The organism is Mesorhizobium sp. M7A.F.Ca.CA.001.08.2.1 (genome assembly GCF_003998455.1).
GTDB lineage: Bacteria > Pseudomonadota > Alphaproteobacteria > Rhizobiales > Rhizobiaceae > Mesorhizobium > Mesorhizobium ciceri.
In genome coordinates this window covers 1-19,929 of the sequence record NZ_RZPW01000023.1, presented here as the reverse complement: position 1 = coordinate 19,929, position 19,929 = coordinate 1, and the positions used below count along the sequence as shown (strand labels likewise).

The following is a 19,929-nucleotide window of genomic DNA, read 5'->3' as shown; positions in this document are numbered from 1 at the left end:
GCACCGGATCCTGCGTCGCGACGCCGACCGGACAGGTGTTGAGATGGCATTTGCGCATCATGATGCAGCCGGCCGCGATCAGCGGTGCGGTCGAGAAGCCGAACTCGTCGGCGCCGAGCAGCGCGCCGATGATGACGTCGCGCCCTGTGCGCAAGCCACCATCGACCTGCAGCGCAACGCGCGACCGCAAGCCGTTCAGCACCAGCGTCTGGTGTGTCTCGGCAAGGCCCATTTCCCACGGGCTGCCGGCATGCTTGAGGGAGGTCAGCGGCGAGGCACCGGTGCCGCCGTCATAGCCAGAGATGGTGATGTGGTCGGCGCGCGCCTTGGCGACGCCCGCCGCGACCGTGCCGACGCCGACTTCCGACACCAGCTTGACCGACACGTCGGCCGCCGGATTGACGTTCTTCAGGTCGTAGATCAGCTGTGCCAGATCCTCGATCGAATAGATGTCGTGATGCGGCGGCGGCGAGATCAGGCCGACGCCCGGCGTCGAATGCCGGACCTTGGCGATGGTGGCGTCGACCTTGTGGCCGGGCAGCTGACCGCCCTCGCCGGGCTTGGCACCCTGCGCCACCTTGATCTGCATCATGTCGGAGTTGACGAGGTATTCGGCCGTGACGCCGAAACGTCCCGAGGCGATCTGCTTGATCGCCGAGCGTTCCGGGTTCTTGCCGCCGCCCGGCAGCGGCAGATAGCGGTCGGCCTCTTCGCCGCCCTCGCCGGTGTTCGACTTGCCGCCGATCTGGTTCATCGCGCGCGCCAGCGTCGTGTGCGCTTCGCGCGAGATCGAACCGAACGACATCGCTCCGGTCGAGAACCGCTTGACGATGTCGGCCGCCGGCATGACGTCGTCGAGCGCCACCTTCTTGCGGCCGGTTTCCCCGGCCAGCTTGAGCTTGAACAGGCCGCGAATGGTCTGGGCGCGGGCCGTCTCGCTGTCGATCTGGGCGGAATAGTCCTTGAAGGTTTCCCACGATCCCTGGCGCACGGCGTGCTGCAAGGTGGCGACAGCATCTGGCGACCAGATATGCGCCTCGCCGCGCATGCGGAACATGTATTCGCCGCCGACCTCGAGGCTGTTGCGCAGCACGGGGTCGTTGCCGAAACCGTCATTGTGGCGGCTGAGCGTCTCGGCCGCGATCTCGTCCAGGCCGACGCCTTCGATCAGCGTCGCGGTGCCGGTGAAGTATTGCTGCACGAAATCGGTCTTCAGGCCGATGGCGTCGAAAATCTGCGCGCCGCAATAGGACTGGTAGGTCGAGATGCCCATCTTGGACATCACCTTGAGGATGCCCTTGCCGATCGACTTGATGTAGCGCGAGACGACTTCGTAGGCGTCCACTTCCTTCGGCAGTTCGCCGCGCTTGTGCATGTCGAGCAGCGTGTCGAAGGCGAGGTAGGGATTGATCGCCTCGGCGCCATAGCCGGCGAGGCAGCAGAAATGATGCACTTCGCGCGGCTCGCCGGATTCGACGACGAGGCCGACCGAGGTGCGCAGCCCCTTGCGGATCAGGTGATGATGGACCGCCGCTGTCGCCAGCAGCGCCGGGATGGCGATGCGGTCGGGCCCGACCTGGCGGTCGGACAGGATGATGATGTTGTAGCCGCCGGCAACCGCCGCCTCCGCCCGCTCGCACAACCGATCGATGGCGCCCTGCATGCCCGCGGCGCCTTCGGCGGAGCCATAGGTGATGTCGATCGTCTTGGTGTCGAAACGGTCCTCGGTGTGGCCGATGGAGCGGATCTTCTCGAGATCGCCATTGGTCAGGATCGGCTGACGAACTTCGAGCCGCTTGCGGCGCGAATTGCCGACAAGGTCGAAGATGTTGGGCCGCGGCCCGATGAAGGACACCAGGCTCATCACCAGCTCCTCGCGGATCGGGTCGATCGGCGGGTTGGTGACCTGGGCGAAGTTCTGCTTGAAATAGGTGTAGAGCAGCTTCGACTTGTCCGACATCGCCGAGATCGGCGTGTCGGTGCCCATCGAGCCCACCGCTTCCTGGCCTGTCGTCGCCATCGGCGACATCAACAGCTTGGTGTCCTCCTGGCTGTAGCCGAATGCCTGCTGACGATCGAGCAGGCTGACATCCTTGCGCAACGCGCGCGGTTCGACCGGCTTCAGATCTTCGAGGATCAGCTGCGTGTTGGCGAGCCAGGTCTTGTAGGGATGCTTGGTCGCGATCTCCGACTTGAGCTCCTCGTCGGAGACGATGCGCCCCTTCTCCAGGTCGATCAGCAGCATGCGGCCGGGCTGCAGCCGCCACTTCTTGACGATCTTCTCCTCCGGCACCGGCAGCACGCCGGCTTCCGAGGCCATGATGACGCGGTCATCGTCGGTGACGATGTAGCGTGCCGGGCGCAAGCCATTGCGGTCGAGCGTGGCGCCGATCTGGCGGCCATCGGTGAAGACCACCGCCGCCGGTCCGTCCCACGGCTCCATCAATGCCGCATGGTATTCGTAGAAGGCCTTGCGATCGGCATCCATGAGCTTGTTGCCGGCCCAGGCTTCCGGGATCAGCATCATCATGGCATGGCTGAGCCTGTACCCGCCCTGGAACAGGAACTCGAGCGCATTGTCGAAGCAGGCGGTGTCGGATTGGCCATCATAGGAAATCGGCCACAGCTTCGAGATGTTGTTGCCGAACAGTTCGGAATCGACCGACGCCTGGCGCGCAGCCATCCAGTTGTTGTTGCCGCGCACGGTGTTGATCTCGCCATTGTGGGCGACCATGCGGTAGGGATGCGCCAGCTTCCATGACGGGAACGTGTTGGTCGAGAAGCGCTGGTGGACGAGGATCAGCGCGGTTTCGAAGCGCGGGTCCTTGAGGTCCTTGTAGTAGGCCCCGACCTGATAAGCCAGGAACATGCCCTTGTAGACGATGGTGCGCGCCGACAGCGACACGCAATAGGCGCCGATGTCCATGTTGTCGTTCTCGGCATAGATGCGGCCCGAGATGACCTTGCGCAGCAGATAGAGCCTGGCCTCGTATTCCTCGTCATCGGTAATGTCTGGCGTGCGGCCGATGAAGATCTGCCGATGGAACGGCTCGGATGCCACGATGTCGGGCGCCTTCGACAGCGACGAATTGTCGACGGGCACGTCACGGAAACCGATGAGCGGAAGTCCCTCGGATTGCGCCGATTCGGCAATGATGTCCTCGATATGGGCGCGAAGGGCCGCGTCCTGCGGCATGAACCAGTGTCCGACGCCGTACTGGCCCGCCGGCGGCAGCTCGATGCCCTGGGCTGCCATCTCGTCACGGAAGAACTGGTCGGGAAGCTGCACCAGCACGCCGGCGCCATCGCCGACCAGCGGATCGGCGCCGACGGCGCCGCGATGCGTCAGGTTTTCGAGCACAGCCAGCCCGTCCTCGACGATCTGATGCGACTTCACGCCCTTCATGTTGACGATGAAACCGACGCCGCAGGCGTCATGCTCGTTGCGTGGATCGTAGAGGCCCTGGGCGGAAAATCCGTTGGCGCTTCGGCCAATATTGGATCGCAAGGTGGTTTTGACGGTTGCCGCTTTCGTCTGCGCGGCCTGGCCGTTCGTCGCAGAGTGCGTCATGTCCGTCATCTCCTGTCCTCCTTCCCAGCCATTCAGGCGCTGGTTTGCCTCGGCAAGCGCTTGGCTCACCCTGATCCTTGTGGCACGTCTTGCGAAATCCTGTCGAACCAGGCGGCTTTCCGCATGGATCGCATCTGGTAATCGTACAGGCCAGAGTCTGGCTGTCCACCTGTCGCTCGCGGCAACAGCCGGAGAGGCCCAAATGATACGCCAATCCAGCTCGTTTTGTGCGACAAAATAAGACAGCACTACTGTCCTAAATTTTTATGGCAGAAATCCCGGACGCACACAAGACCGATTTGAAAAAAACTTGGGGCATTCGCGACAGAAAATGTCGCGAAGCTGAGGAAAAACGTAAGCTTCAGTCGTCGGCCTGGGCTTTGCCCGTTGGCTGGCTTTACTGTTTTTCCGGCGCCTGGCCCTTGCGATCAGCACGCGAAACCGGTCAACTTCAGTCTGATTTCCCAACCCCCCGTTCTCCCAAGACATAGGCAGATGCATGTTCTTCGCTTCCGACAATTGGGCAGGCGCCCACCCCAACATTGCCGCCGGCCTGTCGGCCAATGCCGGCGGCTTTTCCACCGCCTATGGCGACGGAGCGCTCGACCAGGCAGTCTACCAGCGCTTCAGCGAGATTTTCGAACGCGAGGTCGCGGTGTTCTTCGTCGCCACCGGCACGGCCGCCAACTCGCTGGCGCTGACCGCTTACAACAAGCCGGGCGGCATTTCCTTTGCTCATCGCGAATCGCATGTCATCGAGGACGAATGCGGCGCGCCGGTGTATTTTTCCGGCGGCTCACGCCTGCATGAGATCGATGGCGCGCTGGGCAAGATCGATCCGCACAATCTGGAAAGGACCATCGGCCGTTTCGCACCGGAAATCGTCCATTGGGGACGGCCGATGGCCGTTTCGATCACCCAGTCGACCGAGGTCGGCACCATCTACGGCCTGGATGAGATCGAGACGATCGCGGCGATCGCCAAACGATATTCGGTGCCCTTGCACATGGACGGCGCCCGCTTTGCCAATGCGCTGGTCGCGCTCGACACGTCGCCAGCCGAAATGACCTGGAAACGCGGCGTCGACATCCTGTCCTTCGGCGGCACCAAGAATGGCTGCTGGTGCGCCGAAGCGATCGTGCTGTTCGATCTTGATCGTGCCAGGGAATTGGCGTTCCTGCGCAAGCGCGCCGCCCAGCTGTTTTCGAAATCGCGCTTCGTCGCGGCGCAGTTCGAGGCCTATTTCAAAGACGGATTGTGGCTGGACACCGCCCGCCACGCCAACGCCATGGCCGCACGCCTTGCCGCCGCGATCGAGGATTCGGCCACGGCAAAGCTGGCATGGCTGCCGCAGGCAAACGAGGTTTTCGCAGTGATCAAGAAAGCCGAAGCTGAAAAGCTGCAGGCAGCGGGTGCGGCGTTCTATGATTGGCACAAGCCGCACGGCTTTGACGGCCACATCAGCGAGGACGAGTTGCTGTATCGCTTCGTCACCAGCTTCGCGACGACGGCCGATGAGGTCGACCGTTTTGGCCAGCTGATCGCCTGATACCGAAATCCCCGATAACAAAAAAGCGGCGCCTTTCGGCGCCGCTTCCGTCTCGGGAGGAGACTTCAAAGCAATTCCAGGAAAAGTGTTAGGCGGTTTTCCGTCCGGAATTGCGTCAGAACAGAGTTTAGGCAGCGGTCTTGGCCTCGATCTGCTTGGCCTTGGCCGAAGACGCCGTAATGGCGATCTTGCGCGGCTTCAGCTCCTCGGGGATGTTGCGCTTGAGGTCGACGAACAGCAGGCCGTTCTTCAGCGAAGCACCGACAACTTCGACGTGGTCGGCAAGCTGGAAGCGGCGTTCGAAGGCTCTCGAGGCAATGCCGCGATAGAGCAGTTCAGAGCCTTCGCCGGTGCCCTCGTCCTTGCGCTCACCCTTGACGGTCAGCACGTTGCGATGGGCTTCGATCGAGATTTCCTCGTCAGAGAAGCCGGCAACCGCCATCGAGATCCGGTAGGAATCCTCACCGGTGCGCTCGATGTTGTAGGGCGGGTAGGTCTGCGCGCCATCCGGCTGCGCAAGCGAATCGAGCATCGTGAACAGACGATCGAAGCCGACGGTCGAGCGATAAAGCGGGGAAAAATCAACGTGACGCATGAGGTGTTCTCCTGTTGAGCAACATGGTTTGCGTGTGGCCGGTGCGAAACCCTTGAGCGGCGTTTCGGGTGGGCCAGCGGCCCCGACATTGGCGACCGCACGAGACATTTGGGGAGCGCTGGAAAGCATTTCAAGATTTCACCTGGCGGCAAAAGCCACGGCGGCCGGACCCTTGATGAACGGCAGATGAACCGGCACTTCGGCGCGCGTTCAGGCAGCCGGCGCTAAAGTCCATTCCAGGATCAAGGACTGGCGGCGCCGATTGCACAACAGGCACCGCAACGAGGCCGACCGGGTGTAACGTCCCTTCCTCCCGGATCGACAGAGGCCGGAAGCACGCTTTCAAGCGGCTTCCGGCCTTCCCTGTTGCAGCCCAGTCAGTCACCGGGAATTCCTTGGCTTTTGGCGCATGGGCGTCTATCACCTTAGCGGAGCCGGCCAGCGCAGGCGGGCATGCGAGACGCCGAGCACGAAGCGCCGAATGACGGATCTTTTCACCGAAAACTCCCTTTTTCACGAAATCGAGGGCAATCCGCGGCCGGAAAACGCCGCCGGCGGCTTCTTCACCACGCGTGACCACAAGAATATCCGCTACGGCCTGTTCGGCGCGGTCGCTCGCCCGATGAAGGGCACCGTGGTCCTGCTCACCGGCCGCAACGAGTGCATCGAGAAATATTTCGAAACCATCCGCAACCTTGCCGATCGTGGCTTTGGCGTCGCCACGCTCGACTGGCGCGGCCAGGGCGATTCAGACCGGCTGATCCGCGATCGCCAGCGCGGCTACGTCAGCAGCTTCCGCGACTACACCGCCGACCTCGAACAGTTCTTCGAGGAGATCGTGCTGCCCGATTGCCGCGGACCCTACTACATCCTGGCCCATTCGGCAGGCGCATTGATCACCCTGCTGGCCGCGCCGTCGATGGTGAACCGCGTCCGGCGCATGGTGCTGATCGCGCCTTTCATGACGCTGCCCGACCTGCCGGTCTCGATCTCGACGGTTCGCCGCGTCTGTTCCCTGTTCTGCGCTCTCGGCCTCGGCCGGCTCTATGCCGCCTGGGGTCCGCGGCCGAGGGTAACGGCCCCTTTCGAGACCAACAAGCTGACATCGGACCCGGAACGCTATCGGCGCAACACACGGATCTATGAAGAATACCCGCAACTGGCGCTTGGCGGGCCGACGATCCGTTGGCTGCGGGCAGCCGCGAAAGCTTCGGAAGCCGTCAACGACCCCGACTTCATGGCCCGGATCCAGGTCCCGCTGCTGATCATCGCCGCCGGCGCCGACCAGGTCGTCTCGACCAGGGCTGTCGAAGCCTACGCCAGGCGTCTGCGGCTCGGTTCATTGCTGATGATCGACGGCTCCCGCCACGAAATCCTGCAGGAAGCCGACATCTACCGCGAGCAATTGCTCGCCGCCTTCGACGCCTTCATTCCCGGCAGCGACGACCCCACGGCCTGACGGCCGCCGGTCGCTGGTCAGCCGCGCAAGGCGGCCATGGCAGCTGCGTGGAGTTCCGGCGTTGCAGCCGCCAGGACATCGCCGCCCTTTTCCGCAGGCCCGCCATCGAATGTGGTGACCACACCGCCTGCCTTCTCGATGATCGGGATCAGCGCCACGATGTCGTATGGCTTCAAACCGGGATCGGCGACGATATCGACGCTTCCCGAAGCGATCATGGCGAAGGCATAGCAATCGGCGCCATAGCGGGCGAGTTGGATCTGTCTTTCGAATGCATCGTAACGGTTGCGCGCTTCGCCTTTGAATAGCGCCGGCGTGGTGGTGAACAGCGTCGCCTGGTCCAACTTCGTCGTCTTGCGGGTCGTCAGTTTTCGCGGCCCGCCCGGCCCCTCATAGTGCGAACCTGAGGCGTTGGCGTAGAACAGCTCGCCGGTGAAGGGTTGCGCCATCATGCCGGCAACGGCGTCACCGTCGACCGTCAGCCCGACCAGCGTGCCCCACACCGGCAGGCCGGAAATAAAGGCGCGCGTGCCGTCGATCGGGTCGATCACCCAGACATGCCGGCTCGAAATGTTCTCGCTGCCATGCTCCTCGCCGAGAATGCCATGGTCGGGATACTCGGCAGAGATCAGCGCCCGGATGGCGCGCTCGGCCTCGCGATCGGCCTCGGTGACCGGATCGAAACTGCCCTGTTCCTTGTTGGCGACCGCGCCTTGGGCACGAAAGCGCGGCAAGGTCTCCGCCGCTGCCACCTGCGCAATGCGGCGCATGAAATCGACACTGATGTCCAACTGATTCTCCCGCACTGCAGCATGTCCGAGCCGTGCTCTGCCGCCAATTTCGTACCAAAACAAGTGTGTTCGACGACTTCTCCGCCACGGCATCTGTTGCCCGGATGTCACATAAGCGTCGTCGAAACGCAATTTCCACATCAGAGTGAATTAAAAAAGCCTGAAGGTCGCTTGACATTTGTGCAACGCACAATACCCTTGACCTCGGACAGGGTTTCCTGTCCATGCCCTCCTTGGGCGTTTCCTCCCTAGACTTCGACCGTATCGTGCAAACGATGCGGTCTTTTTTTACGCCGCGATTTCACTCCGCGGCCAGCGGCAGGTCGATGAAATGATGGTCGGGCATCGACATCAGGTCGGCTGAGAACCGCGTCAGATCGTCGGCCAGCGCATCGAAGCCGGCGGCCTTCTCGAATGTCCGTTCGTTCATGTAGAGCCCGCGATTGACCTCGATCTGCAGCGCATGCAGATGGCGCGCCGGGCGGCCGTAATGCTCGGTGATGAAGCCGCCGGCATAGGGTTTGTTGTGGGCAACCGAATAGCCCATGGCGCTGAGCAGGCCGATCGCGGTCTCGGTCAGGGCGGCGGTTGCCGAGATGCCGAAACGGTCGCCGATGATGAAGTCGGGCCGCAGCCCGCTGTCGCCGACACGGATGCTCGCCGGCATCGAATGACAGTCGATCAGCACGGCAAAACCGAACCGCGCATGGGTCCGGGTCAAAAGCCGCTTCAGCGTCTCGTGATAGGGCTTGTAGACGGTTTCGATCCGGGCAACGGCTTCCGACAGCGGCAGGCGGCCGGAATAGATGTCGAGCCCCTCGCCGACCAGCTTCGGCACCGTGCCAAGCCCACCCGCCACCCGCGCCGAGCGGATGTTGCAGAAGGACGGCACTGGCTCGGCGAACATGCGAGGATCGAGCTCCCACGGCTCGCGATTGACGTCGAGATAGGCCCTCGGAAAATTCGCCGCCAGCAGCGGCGCGCCGAGCGCCACGGCACCGCCGAACAGCTCATCGACGTAACAGTCTTCCGACCGGCGGATGGCGTTGCGGTCCAGCCTTGCCATGGCCAGGAACCGTTCGGGATAGTAGCGGCCGCTATGCGGCGAATTGAAGAGGAAGGGGACGCGCTGCTCGGCGCCCGACCGGATTTCGAAGGGTGGAAAGACCGAAAAATCCTCGGCTGCCGTCTTCAATTTGAACGAACCCGAAAACACCAGTGCATCATGATGTGAAAGTGCCACCTTGCAGGCCGCGTGTCCAGCATTTCAGCGGCGGCACACCCCCGGCAAATATGGATCATCGTCGTCTGCGTTCACTTGATGTTTACCCTCACCTCCTCATATACAGGATGGTTAACGGGCTTGCCCAACGGCAATCTCGGGCGGGTGATTCGGACAGGATATCATGGCACGCATTCTTCTGGCGGAAGACGACGACGATATGCGTCGGTTCCTCGTCAAGGCGCTGGAGCGCGCCGGTTACCAGGTCAGCGATTTCGACAATGGCGCCAGCGCCTATGAGCGGCTGCGCGAAGAGCCGTTCTCGCTGCTGCTGACCGACATCGTCATGCCGGAGATGGACGGCATCGAGCTGGCGCGCCGCGCCACCGAGATCGATCCCGATCTGAAAGTCATGTTCATCACCGGTTTCGCCGCTGTTGCGTTGAACCCGGATTCCAAGGCGCCGAAAGACGCCAAGGTCCTGTCGAAGCCATTCCATCTGCGCGACCTCGTCAACGAGGTGGAGAAGATGCTGCAGGCGGCCTGAGCCGTTTTCTAGGCGAGGCGCCGCACCTCTTCGCCACTGCGGCGAGACGACGCCTTCTTTCCTTTTTCCTGCTATTGACGCGCTGGATCAAAAATGGTGTATGCGCGGCTTCGGATGGGCGTGTAGCTCAGCGGGAGAGCACTGCATTGACATTGCAGGGGTCACAGGTTCAATCCCTGTCACGCCCACCATCCAACCAGACAAATCAGACTTGGATCGACATGCTGGCCGGCTCGCCAGACAAAGCGCGTGGGCATGGCGCGCGGGATGAGCAGCGTCGAGGTGGTGGCGGAAGAACGCCTCACTTGGGATAAGCAGGGCACAGCGTGGCACAGGGCCGTCCAGGGCGCGCGTTACACAGAGGTGGACGGTTTCGGTGCCTCAAGGGGAGGCTGGACGTTGGCGAGCTTTCGAGCGCAACGCGCCCGTCCCAGCGCTGACCGGAACGGGCGACACGCAATCAGATCATTGCGGCGCTGGATCAGGCGTATTTCCCGGCCTGTCGCCGCCGCCCTTGCCTTCGCGGCAAGGCTCGCCGATGCCGCAGCATTTGCCGTTATAGGTGACGCCAGGCTTCAGCTTGTCGCATTCCCTGGGAGCGGTTGTCTTGCAGCCGGCCAGCACCGAAACGGCGATGGCGGCCAAAAAGACGTTTCTCGAGACAGTAAACATAAGAGTTCTCCTTGATGAACCATGTTTGGACACATCACTTGGTCGCGCCTCGGGTGAATTGGTTCACAAAAATAGTGATGGCGGCGAAAACAACCCTCACGGTTGTTCGACAGAGGACACTCCTGGGCAGGCGCAGCAATCGCGTGGCGACGTGTCGGCGACGGCGAACACGCCCACGATGACGATGGCGGCCGATGCGGCGTCCTAGATGAATTGTGTGGTCATCTGGTCTGGAATCCAGCCAAAGCCCTGGTGATGCCGACAAGATGGCAACGAAGATCACGGCGGCAATAAGCTGAGCACGGTGTTCCTGGACATGGGGCGGGAACGCCGCGCTGATTTGGGTTGAAGGTAAGCGGGCCTTGCGGCATGCGTTCCGGGACAAGGTGAAGTGAGGATTTTATGCGGGGCGTTGCGATTCTTACAGAGGGAAGAAGCGGTTCGAACTGGCTGGGAAGCCTGACGAACGCAACTGGCCTGATGGGACGGTCGGAGGAATGGCTTGATCCGGCCTATCTACGCTTCGATCCCCGCACCTATGATGATCTTGAAAAAGCGGTCATCGAGAAAGCGTCGACCGACAACGGGCGGTTTGCGATCAAGTTGTTTCCGCGCCATCTGGCCTGGTGTAAGGAGAAATTCGGAAAGGATTTTCTATTCGAGATTCGAAGAAAACACGGCTTGGAATTCATTTTGTTGGAACGTCGCGACCGAATTCAGCAAGCTATTTCGTTCTACCGAGCTAGGATGTCTGGAATGTGGACGAGCCGGCACGAAGGGAAAGTCAATCCGCGCTCTGTTCCTTATAGCTTCGCCGACATCAGCCAAGCGTATTTCCAGATTGATCGAAGCTATGCGTTCTGGAGGTCCTACCTACAACTTGCGGGGCTGGATTGTCGTCAATTCGTCTACGAAGATTTGCAGCAAGACCCACGGCCCTATCTGGAAGCTGTGGCGGATTATATGGGCGTCCAGGTCCCGGAAGACACCGCCAATTCGAGATTCACTATTCAACGGGACAGCCTCACGGAAGAATGGATAGTGCGCTTTCGTGAGGACGCAGCGGCCAAGGGCGCCATTGAGGGCATCGGGGAGATGGCGGTGCCAAGAACGCTCGACAATATCGCCCGCTTTGCCCTGAAACGGCCCCTGATCCGAAAGCGCTTCTAGAGGCAGGTACTTTCTTCGGGGGAATTCGATGATCGTTGCAGCTGGCTCGGTTCCAGCGCTCAATGCCCCGGCTCTTCCTCCAGAACACCTGGAGGATAGAAATGCTCTCTTCCGGGATATCCTGGCCGCCGTGCAGCTTGCTGGGAACGGCGGGCCAGGGGGCAGATAGTTTCGTCATGTCGCTCGAACCTGCCATTGCGGCAAAAAGTTCCGGAACCATCCTTCAAGCTGATGGAATCGCGGATCGCGTGTGCAGGATCGGCATTTCCCGGCTGTGCGCCAGAGGTAGAGCGGTTCGCATTTGGGTTGACTTCTAGCCTGCACCTGGCGCAACGCCGCATGTAGTGCTTGAAGTTGGCGGAGGGTTTCTCGATTGGGTTGAGGTCCGAACTATAGGGGGCAGGAAGGAGAGCCTCGCGGAGCCAGCCTACTGGTCATCGTCATCGTTATTGTCTGGATTGTCGACCAAACATCCCGCGCCGTGACACCCTTGGTAATTGCCTTGAGTGTCGAAATTCGGATTGCCATCCTTGTCGTAACTCGGCCTTGGATCGATGTAGCTGTCGTCCTTTCGACGCGCTTCCTTGCGATCCTTGTCTCTCTGTTCTTGCGCGGCCATGCGATCCAATGAGCGCTGCTCATCTTCTGAACGTTGTGAGGTCTGTTGCATCATGCAGTCGGCAAACCTGTTGGTTCCTGGCCTGTAGCCGTAAGACGCGCACTGTTGCTGATCCATTGCGCGCTGATCCTCAGCGCTGACGCAACCGGCAACCGCCAACGGCACAAGCGCGATCAGCACATATCTCATCTTGAAATTCGGCATTTTGTCACTCCAGATTATTCTGATGGCACCGGGCAAGAGAGGTCACCCTCCTGGCAGTTCAGGTAGGCCTTCAACTGCCTGGTGCGGGCCTTGGTCAGGTCAGCCTGACAAGCAGCGGCAACCATCGGCGCCGCGGAGCCACCATCGTCACCGCTGGATTGAAACGTGCATTCGGCGTTGCGGAACGCAATCCACGCTCTCTGCGCTTTCACGAACCGTGCCTTGCCGTCGGAATCATCCGTAAGCCGCTTCTGGATTTGCTTGAAGGTCTGGTTCAATGCCTGATCGGCTCTTTTGAAGTCCGAAGCTGGATCGGCCAGAGCCGCGGTGGCGGCGAACGACAGCATGGCGACCGCAGCAAGTAGAAAACGCATGATTGTATCCCCCTCATGAAAACAACCACAAGTAAGCACGCATAGGAGCAGCCGGCAAGGCCTGGAAAACCGTATAGTAAGCAAAGGGTTGTCGGGTTCAACAATGCAGGACGGACGAGGCTAGGGCCGTGAGGTGATTGCGGGGAGTGGCAGATAACTCATGCATTCGATGCAATGGCGGTCGAATGCGGCCGCCACAAGCTGACCATGTTTGGACACATCGCTTGGTCGCGCGCCGGGAGGATTGGTTCCAAGAAAATTGCGATCACCGGCGCATCTTTTGCGAGCTTGCCTTTGCGTGAAGGCGAATCGCCGATGCCGGGGCATTTGCCATGCTATGTGGTTTTCGGATTTGATTTATCGCATTGTCCTGTCGGCGTTGCCTGGCAACCTGCCGTCACTTATGCAGCAGAACGTAACAGGACATTCGCAACGTTACATGCGAGAGACGTTTTCCATGATTGATCGTGTCGCACAATTCAGGGCTTGGTCGCCTCACGCTCAGAAATGGTCCAGAGTCGAAGTCGGAATGATTGGCGAAACCGCGCGCATCCCCGAGGCGGTGATCGGGATCCGGTCTCCCTGCGTGCCGTCATGAGCTCACAGCCCGGTAGGACAAAACTATCGTCCTGGCCGAAGATATATCGCGAACTGAACCGTGTGCGCACGCAATTGCGGTCGCCGTGGTCGACATTGGGCAACGCGCTCATTTCCGCAAAGCAGAACGCTGAATACCGGCGCGAACTCGGCAAGCGGATCGAGGCCGCCCGCGAGACTTACACGGCGTCGCCGATCTCGCAGATTGCCGACAGCTTCATGCTCGTCCGGATCATCGGCAATGATCTGGAACCGCGACACCGCAAGGGCCAGTCATTCGACAACGTGCTGTTCATTCTGGACAACGAACCGGTCTTCGACGCCTGCGAAAAATTCTGGATCGTCAATCGAATAGTCGACACCGACGAGGAAGCCCGGATCATCGGCCTGCTCGAAAGCCGCCGCCAGAATTTTCATACAATCCCCTTCGAACTCGATCAGTACCGGAAGATATCCTGGGACGTCGAGCAGCTTGTTGCCGGCGACCTCCGATTCTCAGAGAAGGGCCGGGCGAGCGGACAGTCCGCGCGTTACGAAACGCACATCCGCCGCAGCAAGAACCTCTATGTGATGAACAACAATGGGGCTCGCAACGCCGCGCTCGCGATTGCCCGCGACAGGGCAAAATGGCTGATGCCCTGGGACGGGAACTGCTACCTGACAGACTCTGCGTTCCAGCGGATACGGTCCGCGATCGAGAAAAACCCGCACCTTCCCTACGCTGTGGTGCCCATGGCGCGCATTGTCGACAATGCGCTTCTGCTGGACCAGAGCTTCCAGCCGCCGGCCGAGGAGGAGCCGCAGATCATATTTCGAGCCGATACCACGCAACTGTTCGACGAAAACTATGGTTACGGAAGGCGGCCAAAAATCGAGATGCTGTGGCGGTTGGCAGTTCCTGGCCCCTGGGACCGCTACCGCGACGACGCCTGGGATTTTCCACGCCCGGTCCGGGCGGCGGATGCCGGGCTGCTCCAGAAAGCGGGCTGGGTGGCGCGCCTGGATTCAGGGCGTTCGCATCTGGAGATCGGCAAGGCCGGCTTCGTCGCGCGTCTGGTCAGCCGCGATCAGGCGATCGTCGATATGGTCGATCAATGTGACGCCAAGGCAGTCGCCGCTCGGCTTGATACCTCCCGCCTGGCCTTTTATGACGAAGACGCCCTGGCCCACGCGGTGAAGGACGGGCCCATCCTGCACCATCTCGAAACCGCGGCCGGACAGGCACTCGCCCGCGGTCCGTTCAGCGTGCTCGACAAGACTGGCCTAGCCCCCAGCGGGGATCCCCAGGACTATTTTCACCCCGCGCCTTACTGGTGGCCCGCCCCCGACAGACCCGACGGCCTGCCCTATATCCGGCGCGATGGCGAACGCGTGCCCGGCACGGCATTGTATGCAGCAGGAAGCGAAACCTACGATCGCACACGCTTACAGCGCGTCTTCGACGACACAACCGTGCTTGCGCTCGCCGCAACCGTGCTTGATGGGCATCATTATGCCGTCCACGCCGCCAGGCTCATTCGCGCATGGTTTATCGATCCCAGGACAAGAATGAACCCGCATTTGCGCTATGCGCAGGTGCGGTCGGGCCACGACAACAATGAAGGGTCCGGCCACGGCATCATCGAGCTGAAGGATTTCTATTTCTTCCTGGATGCCGTACGCCTGCTCGAGCGAACAGGAGTACTGGGCGACGAGGATCGCGAGGCGTTCAGAGCCTGGCTCGGTTCCTACTGCGAATGGCTGGACACCGCGCCGGCAGCCGCGACGGCCTTCTGCAGCAGCAGCAACCAAGGAACATATTACGATTTGCAGCGGGCATCGATCGCCACGTTTCTTGGCGATAGCGCCACCCTGGCCAAGATCAGCCTCTATGCTCGGGAGAGACTAGCAACCCAGATCGCAGCCGATGGCTCCTTGCCCAGGGAACTGTCCCGCACGCGCCCCAGGCACTACGCCATGTTTACCTTGCAAGGCTGGACGTCGCTGGCTCGTGTCCTGTCTTCGGTCGGTGACAATCTCTGGCAACACAAGACAGCCGAGGGACTGGGACTGGTCCAGGCGCTGCACTGGCTTGTTGCGCACGAGAACAAGCCACACACCATGTCGGCCGAAACTGTCGATCCGGATCGGCTTGGGCCGCTGCTTCTCGACCTGACGCACCATGATCCCGCAGGAATGCCACCTGCCGATCTGGGAAGGGCGACCAAGCCCATTTTTCATCCAGACGAGGCAATCGCGCCTTTTTGGCTGTGGCGGAGACGTTAGCGACGCCCGGCATTCCTGGCCTGTCACGTCGATGATGAGAACCACTTTCCGCGCTTCAAACGCCCGCGACGGTGCAAAGGCTCTTCATCCTGGTGACCGCCAGTTCCGGATCGGCCAGCAATCCGGCCTGGTCGGCAAGGCGGAACACGTCGGCATAGTGACGGATGCCGCGCGCCGACTGCATGCCGCCGACCATCGCAAAATGATCCTGATGGCCATTCAGCCAGGCCATGAAGACGAGGCCGGCCTTGTAATACTCGGTCGGCGCCTCGAAGATCTTTCGCGACAGCGGCACGGTTGGTGCCATCAACGCGTCAAAGCCGGCGCGGTCGCCTTCCGCCAGTTTCGCCAGCGCCGCGTTGGCGACCGGCGCGATGGCGTCGAAAATACCGAGCAATGCGTGCGAGTGCCTTTTCTCGTCGCCGGCGATCAGTTCGGGATAATTGAAATCGTCGCCGGTGAACATGACGACGCCGTCCGGCAGACGGTTCCTCAGCGCGACCTCCTTGCCGGCATCGAGCAGTGAGATTTTTATCCCCTCCACCTTGCCGACGTGGCGTTCGATGATGGCAACGACTGTATCGAGAGCGACCTCGAAATTCTCGCTGCCCCAATAGCCCCTGAGCGCCGGATCGAACATGTCGCCCAGCCAGTGCAGGATGACCTTGCCGGAGGACTGCGACAGGATGCGGTCATAGACGCTGACATAGTCGTCCGACCCTTTGGCAACTGCCGCCAACGCCCGGCTGGCCATCATGATCGCCTTGCCGCCGAGCCCTTCGATAAAAGCGAACTGCTCTTCATAGGCCTTGATGACGTCATCGATTGTTTTGGCGGCGGCGGGCGCCAGATGGTCGGTGCCGGCGCCCGAGGCGAGATCGGCGCCATCGACCGTGCGCGCCTCGGCGATCGAGCGGCGGATCAATTCCTGCGCGTTTGCCCAGTCGAAACCCATGCCGCGCTGCGACGTGTCCATCGCTTCGGCGATGCGGAAGCCCAGCCGCCACAGATGGTGACGGAACGCCATCGTCCTCTCCCAGTCGACCACCGGTCTGGACCACGGATCGGTCATGGCGAGCGGATCGGCAACGACGTGCGCGGCGGCATAGGCGATACGCGAAAATCGCGCGCCGATGTCAGGCTGCACGGGCTCGCCGACCAGCGTGTACCGGGTGCTGCCGACACCCTCACCAGGCAAGGAAATGTCCATCCATCGCTCCCTTCGCAACGTACTAAATGGAACGTTCCAATAAATCAAGGGCCTTTAAAATTCGAACTCCCTGCAGGATGAAATGCTGCATTGCAACAAGAAAGCCTTATGGAGCATGCCATTTGAGTACACACAATCGACGTTCGAGGCGCGGGAAAAATCCCGATTGACTCACGAGCGGAGCAGAGATTAGAACGTTCCAATAGCTTTGGGCCTGCAGTCGGGAGGATGCATCTGGATGGCCAACCGGGCCAAGGCGACGATATTCGACATCGCCCGCGAAGCGGGCGTGTCCAAATCGACGGTATCGCTCGTGCTCCAGGGCAGCGGACTGATCCGGCCCGAAACAGCGAGCAAGGTGCGCAAGGCGATCGAGGATGTCGGTTACGTCTACAACCGCGGCGCCGCCAATCTGCGCAAGGCGCACTCCAACGTCATCGGCATGGTCATCAACGATCTCACCAATCCTTTCTTCGCAGAGCTGGCGGTCGGCATGGAGCGGGTCTTCCAGTCGGCCGGCATCGTGCCGTTCATCGCCAACACGGCGGAAAATCCGGTGCGCCAGGAAGAAGTGCTGAAGTCGCTGATGGAGCAAGGCGTCGCCGGCCTCATCGTGTCGCCGGCTCGCGGCACGACGCCGGGCGCCTTCAGGCGGATCGAGACGGCAGGTCTGCCGGTGGTCTTCGCCATGCGCCGGCTTCCCGAGAGCCGCATTCCGGTCATCGCGCCCGACAATCATCGCGGCGCCTATCTCGCCACCGCTCATCTGATCGGCAAGGGACATCGCCGGCTGGTCTTCTTCGGCGGCTCGTCCGATCTCGTCGTCTATCACGAGCGGCTTGGCGGATTTCGCGAAGCCTGCGAGACGCAGGGCATCTCTGACCGCGACGCATTGGTCGTCGAGGGAGAGACCAGCCGCAGAGGTGGTATCGCATGCCTCGAAACTGCTCTCGCAATGGCTGAACCGCCGACCGCGGCACTCTGCTTCAACGACGCCGTCGCCTTTGGCGCCATGCTGGCGCTGCGCAAGCGCGGGCTTGAGCCGGGAGTTGATTTCGCCATCGTCGGCTTCGACGATGTGGCCGAGGCCGAGCATTACATGCCGGCTCTGACCAGCGTCGCGGTGGACTCGGCGGGTCTTGGCGAACGCGCCGCCCATGTCATGTTGAAAATGATCCAGTCACGCACAACACGGGCCGAAGACCATATCGGCGCGGTCAATCTGGTGGTCAGGGAAAGCTGCGGCCCGGATCGCCGCATTCGAAACAGGGCGGCCGGTTCGGGAGGCGCTGCATGAGCGTCAAATGGAGCTTGATCGGTGCCAGCACGATCGTCAGGCAGTTCATGATCAACGCCATCCGCGCGCAAGGCGAGGACAGCATCTGGTCATCGGCGTCAGTTGAAGCAGCATTGCAAACCGCGAAATCAGGCAAGGCGGTCGCAATCGAGCCTAAGCTCGGGAGTGTGAATTGAGCAAGGTGGTCTCCGCGGCGCAGGCAGCCGGCCTGGTCAAGGACGGCATGGTCGTGTCGGTGTCCTCGTCGAGCGGCCTCGGCTGCCCCGATGCGGTGCTCGCCGCGATCGGCGAACGCTTCGACGCAGAAGGCCATCCGAAGAACATCACCACGCTGCACCCGATCGCAGCCGGCGACATGTATGGCATCAAAGGCATCGACCATCTGGCCAAGCCGGGACTGCTGAAGCGTACCTTGTGCGGCTCCTACCCGTCCGGCCCCTCCTCTTCCGAACCGCCGCAGATCTGGAAGATGATCGGCGACAATTCGGTCGCCGCCTACAACGTGCCGTCCGGCATCCTGTTCGATATGCACCGCGAAGCCGCGGCCAAGCGGCCGGGCGTGCTGACCAAAGTCGGTCTCGACACCTTCGCCGACCCGCGCCACCAGGGCTGCGCCATGAACGCCGCCGCCAGCGAGCCGATCGTTTCGGTGCAGCAGTTCGACGGCGAGGAATGGCTCTATTTCCGCTCTATCGTGCCGCAGGTGTCGATCATCCGCGCCACGTCGGCCGACGAGCGCGGCAACCTCACCTACGAGCATGAGGGCGCCTATCTCGGCGGCCTGGAACAGGCGCTCGCCGCCCGCAACAATGGCGGCATCGTCATCGCGCAGGTCAAGCGCGTCGTCGAGAACGGCACGCTGAAACCGCATGACGTGCGCGTCCCCGGCGTTCTGGTCGACCATATCGTCGTCGCGCCCGACCAATTGCAGACGACGCTGACACCCTACGACCCGGCGATCTCCGGAGAAATCTTCCGGCCGCTGTCGAGCTTCCGCACGCCGGAGATGAACGTGCAGAAGGTGATCGCGCGCCGCGTCGCCATGGAGTTGCGCGACGGCATGGCCGTCAACATCGGGTTCGGCATTTCCGCCAATGTGCCGCGCATCCTTCTCGAGGAAGGCCAGCACGGCAAAATTACCTGGGTGATCGAACAGGGCGCGGTCGGCGGCGTGCCGCTGCTCGACTTCAAATTCGGCTGCTCATCGAACGCCGACGCCTTCATGCCCTCGCCGCACCAGTTCATCTATTTCCAGGCCGGCGGCTTCGACGCCTCGCTGCTGTCCTTCCTGCAGATCGATCGACACGGCTCTGTGAATGTTTCGAAGCTTTCGGCGCGGCCGCATGTCACCGCCGGCGCCGGCGGCTTTGTCGACATCACCGCACGGGCGAAGAAGATCGTCTTCTCCGGCTTCTTCAATGCCGGCGCCAAGCTGTCTCTGGCCGATGGCGGCATCCGCATCGACCACGAGGGCAAGGTCAAGAAGGTGGTCAACGAAGTCGAGCACATCTCGTTTTCGGGCAAGCGCGCGGTGGCGCAGGGACAGGACATCACCTATGTCACCGAACGCTGCGTGATGAAGCTGACGCCGGAGGGCTTGGTCGTCACAGAACTCGCACCCGGCATCGATCTGCAGCGTGATGTGCTGGCCCAGTCGGAAATTCCGTTGGCCGTTGCCAGGGACCTCAAGACGACACCGGCAGCCCTCTATCAGGAGCAACCGATAGGCCTGTCGCTGAATGGCGGCGCCTCGCTCGGAGGCGCGCGTGGCTGAGCCTCTCGTCACC

General features: G+C 61.6%; 17 protein-coding genes and 1 tRNA gene. 10 read left to right on the top strand and 8 right to left on the bottom strand.

Going from position 1 to position 19,929, the window contains the following annotated elements:
- The coding region (gene gltB, locus EN914_RS03010; protein WP_127388996.1) for a glutamate synthase large subunit at nt 1–3,580 on the bottom strand (3,580 nt) is incomplete at its 3' end.
- Between the two features lie 490 nt (nt 3,581–4,070).
- Between gltB and EN914_RS03005 the strand changes: the two genes are divergently transcribed.
- The gene (locus tag EN914_RS03005; protein WP_013529717.1) at nt 4,071–5,120 is read left to right on the top strand and encodes a low specificity L-threonine aldolase; all 1,050 of its coding nucleotides are present in this window, start codon (nt 4,071–4,073) and stop codon (nt 5,118–5,120) included.
- A gap of 127 nt (nt 5,121–5,247) precedes the next feature.
- Here the strand turns inward: EN914_RS03005 and EN914_RS03000 are convergent, their stop codons facing one another.
- The gene (locus tag EN914_RS03000; protein WP_013529716.1) at nt 5,248–5,715 is read right to left on the bottom strand and encodes an Hsp20 family protein; all 468 of its coding nucleotides are present in this window, start codon (nt 5,713–5,715) and stop codon (nt 5,248–5,250) included.
- 481 nt (nt 5,716–6,196) lie between these two features.
- Between EN914_RS03000 and EN914_RS02995 the strand changes: the two genes are divergently transcribed.
- Complete coding sequence (locus EN914_RS02995) at nt 6,197–7,174, top strand: alpha/beta fold hydrolase (RefSeq protein WP_024502738.1); 978 nt, start codon at nt 6,197–6,199, stop codon at nt 7,172–7,174.
- Nucleotides 7,175–7,191: 17 nt separating this feature from the next.
- Here the strand turns inward: EN914_RS02995 and hisN are convergent, their stop codons facing one another.
- Together hisN and EN914_RS02985 are read right to left on the bottom strand one after the other, a co-directional pair.
- The gene (hisN, locus tag EN914_RS02990; protein ID WP_024502739.1) at nt 7,192–7,965 is read right to left on the bottom strand and encodes a histidinol-phosphatase; all 774 of its coding nucleotides are present in this window, start codon (nt 7,963–7,965) and stop codon (nt 7,192–7,194) included.
- A 301-nt stretch (nt 7,966–8,266) separates the two neighbouring features.
- Nucleotides 8,267–9,208, bottom strand: a complete 942-nt coding sequence (locus EN914_RS02985; protein WP_013529713.1) for an N-formylglutamate amidohydrolase — start codon at nt 9,206–9,208, stop codon at nt 8,267–8,269.
- 163 nt (nt 9,209–9,371) lie between these two features.
- Between EN914_RS02985 and cpdR the strand changes: the two genes are divergently transcribed.
- Both cpdR and EN914_RS02975 read left to right on the top strand, forming a co-directional pair.
- Nucleotides 9,372–9,734, top strand: a complete 363-nt coding sequence (gene cpdR / locus EN914_RS02980) for a cell cycle two-component system response regulator CpdR (RefSeq protein WP_006199474.1) — start codon at nt 9,372–9,374, stop codon at nt 9,732–9,734.
- 116 nt (nt 9,735–9,850) lie between these two features.
- Nucleotides 9,851–9,925: transfer RNA gene (locus EN914_RS02975), tRNA-Val, on the top strand.
- Between the two features lie 274 nt (nt 9,926–10,199).
- Here EN914_RS02975 and EN914_RS02970 read toward each other — a convergent pair.
- Nucleotides 10,200–10,406: a hypothetical protein gene (locus EN914_RS02970; protein ID WP_013529712.1), complete on the bottom strand. Its 207-nt coding sequence runs from the start codon at nt 10,404–10,406 to the stop codon at nt 10,200–10,202.
- A 402-nt stretch (nt 10,407–10,808) separates the two neighbouring features.
- Between EN914_RS02970 and EN914_RS02965 the strand changes: the two genes are divergently transcribed.
- Nucleotides 10,809–11,576 (top strand): Stf0 family sulfotransferase, encoded by a 768-nt coding sequence (locus EN914_RS02965; protein ID WP_024502740.1) that lies wholly within the window; start codon nt 10,809–10,811, stop codon nt 11,574–11,576.
- 427 nt (nt 11,577–12,003) lie between these two features.
- Here the strand turns inward: EN914_RS02965 and EN914_RS02960 are convergent, their stop codons facing one another.
- Together EN914_RS02960 and EN914_RS02955 are read right to left on the bottom strand one after the other, a co-directional pair.
- Entirely contained in the window at nt 12,004–12,399 is a 396-nt protein-coding gene (locus EN914_RS02960; RefSeq protein ID WP_013529710.1) for a hypothetical protein, read from the bottom strand.
- Nucleotides 12,400–12,413: 14 nt separating this feature from the next.
- Nucleotides 12,414–12,746, bottom strand: coding sequence for a lysozyme inhibitor LprI family protein (locus tag EN914_RS02955; RefSeq protein WP_224621359.1), 333 nt, complete (start codon nt 12,744–12,746; stop codon nt 12,414–12,416).
- A 201-nt stretch (nt 12,747–12,947) separates the two neighbouring features.
- Between EN914_RS02955 and EN914_RS02950 the strand changes: the two genes are divergently transcribed.
- Both EN914_RS02950 and EN914_RS02945 read left to right on the top strand, forming a co-directional pair.
- Nucleotides 12,948–13,238, top strand: a complete 291-nt coding sequence (locus EN914_RS02950; RefSeq protein WP_127219021.1) for a hypothetical protein — start codon at nt 12,948–12,950, stop codon at nt 13,236–13,238.
- Nucleotides 13,239–13,466: 228 nt separating this feature from the next.
- A complete protein-coding gene (locus EN914_RS02945) occupies nt 13,467–15,635 on the top strand; it encodes an alginate lyase family protein (protein ID WP_245265319.1) in 2,169 nt (722 codons plus the stop codon).
- Nucleotides 15,636–15,690: 55 nt separating this feature from the next.
- Here EN914_RS02945 and EN914_RS02940 read toward each other — a convergent pair whose 3' ends face one another.
- Complete coding sequence (locus tag EN914_RS02940; protein ID WP_024502744.1) at nt 15,691–16,845, bottom strand: dihydrodipicolinate synthase family protein; 1,155 nt, start codon at nt 16,843–16,845, stop codon at nt 15,691–15,693.
- Between the two features lie 238 nt (nt 16,846–17,083).
- Between EN914_RS02940 and EN914_RS02935 the strand changes: the two genes are divergently transcribed.
- From EN914_RS02935 to EN914_RS02925, 3 genes are read left to right on the top strand one after another with little or no spacing between them, the layout of a single operon-like run.
- Entirely contained in the window at nt 17,084–18,142 is a 1,059-nt protein-coding gene (locus EN914_RS02935) for a LacI family DNA-binding transcriptional regulator (RefSeq protein ID WP_024502745.1), read from the top strand.
- Nucleotides 18,139–18,318, top strand: a complete 180-nt coding sequence (locus tag EN914_RS02930; RefSeq protein WP_013529705.1) for a hypothetical protein — start codon at nt 18,139–18,141, stop codon at nt 18,316–18,318. The genes EN914_RS02935 and EN914_RS02930 overlap by 4 nt, the downstream gene beginning before the upstream one ends.
- Nucleotides 18,315–19,916 (top strand): acyl CoA:acetate/3-ketoacid CoA transferase, encoded by a 1,602-nt coding sequence (locus EN914_RS02925; protein WP_024502746.1) that lies wholly within the window; start codon nt 18,315–18,317, stop codon nt 19,914–19,916. Before EN914_RS02930 ends, EN914_RS02925 begins: the two co-directional genes overlap by 4 nt.
- Nucleotides 19,917–19,929 lie beyond the last annotated feature (13 nt).

Bases quoted from the DNA above. Each gene is read 5' to 3' on its own strand.
- EN914_RS02930 (WP_013529705.1), top strand. From the start codon at position 18,139: ATGAGCGTCAAATGGAGCTTGATCGGTGCCAGCACGATCGTCAGGCAG.
- EN914_RS02950 (WP_127219021.1), top strand. From the start codon at position 12,948: ATGGCGGTCGAATGCGGCCGCCACAAGCTGACCATGTTTGGACACATC.
- EN914_RS02940 (WP_024502744.1), bottom strand. From the start codon at position 16,845: ATGGACATTTCCTTGCCTGGTGAGGGTGTCGGCAGCACCCGGTACACG.
- EN914_RS02960 (WP_013529710.1), bottom strand. From the start codon at position 12,399: ATGCCGAATTTCAAGATGAGATATGTGCTGATCGCGCTTGTGCCGTTG.
- cpdR (WP_006199474.1), top strand. From the start codon at position 9,372: ATGGCACGCATTCTTCTGGCGGAAGACGACGACGATATGCGTCGGTTC.
- EN914_RS03005 (WP_013529717.1), top strand. From the start codon at position 4,071: ATGTTCTTCGCTTCCGACAATTGGGCAGGCGCCCACCCCAACATTGCC.
- EN914_RS03000 (WP_013529716.1), bottom strand. From the start codon at position 5,715: ATGCGTCACGTTGATTTTTCCCCGCTTTATCGCTCGACCGTCGGCTTC.
- EN914_RS02970 (WP_013529712.1), bottom strand. From the start codon at position 10,406: ATGTTTACTGTCTCGAGAAACGTCTTTTTGGCCGCCATCGCCGTTTCG.
- EN914_RS02995 (WP_024502738.1), top strand. From the start codon at position 6,197: ATGACGGATCTTTTCACCGAAAACTCCCTTTTTCACGAAATCGAGGGC.
- EN914_RS02935 (WP_024502745.1), top strand. From the start codon at position 17,084: ATGGCCAACCGGGCCAAGGCGACGATATTCGACATCGCCCGCGAAGCG.
- EN914_RS02965 (WP_024502740.1), top strand. From the start codon at position 10,809: ATGCGGGGCGTTGCGATTCTTACAGAGGGAAGAAGCGGTTCGAACTGG.
- EN914_RS02955 (WP_224621359.1), bottom strand. From the start codon at position 12,746: ATGCTGTCGTTCGCCGCCACCGCGGCTCTGGCCGATCCAGCTTCGGAC.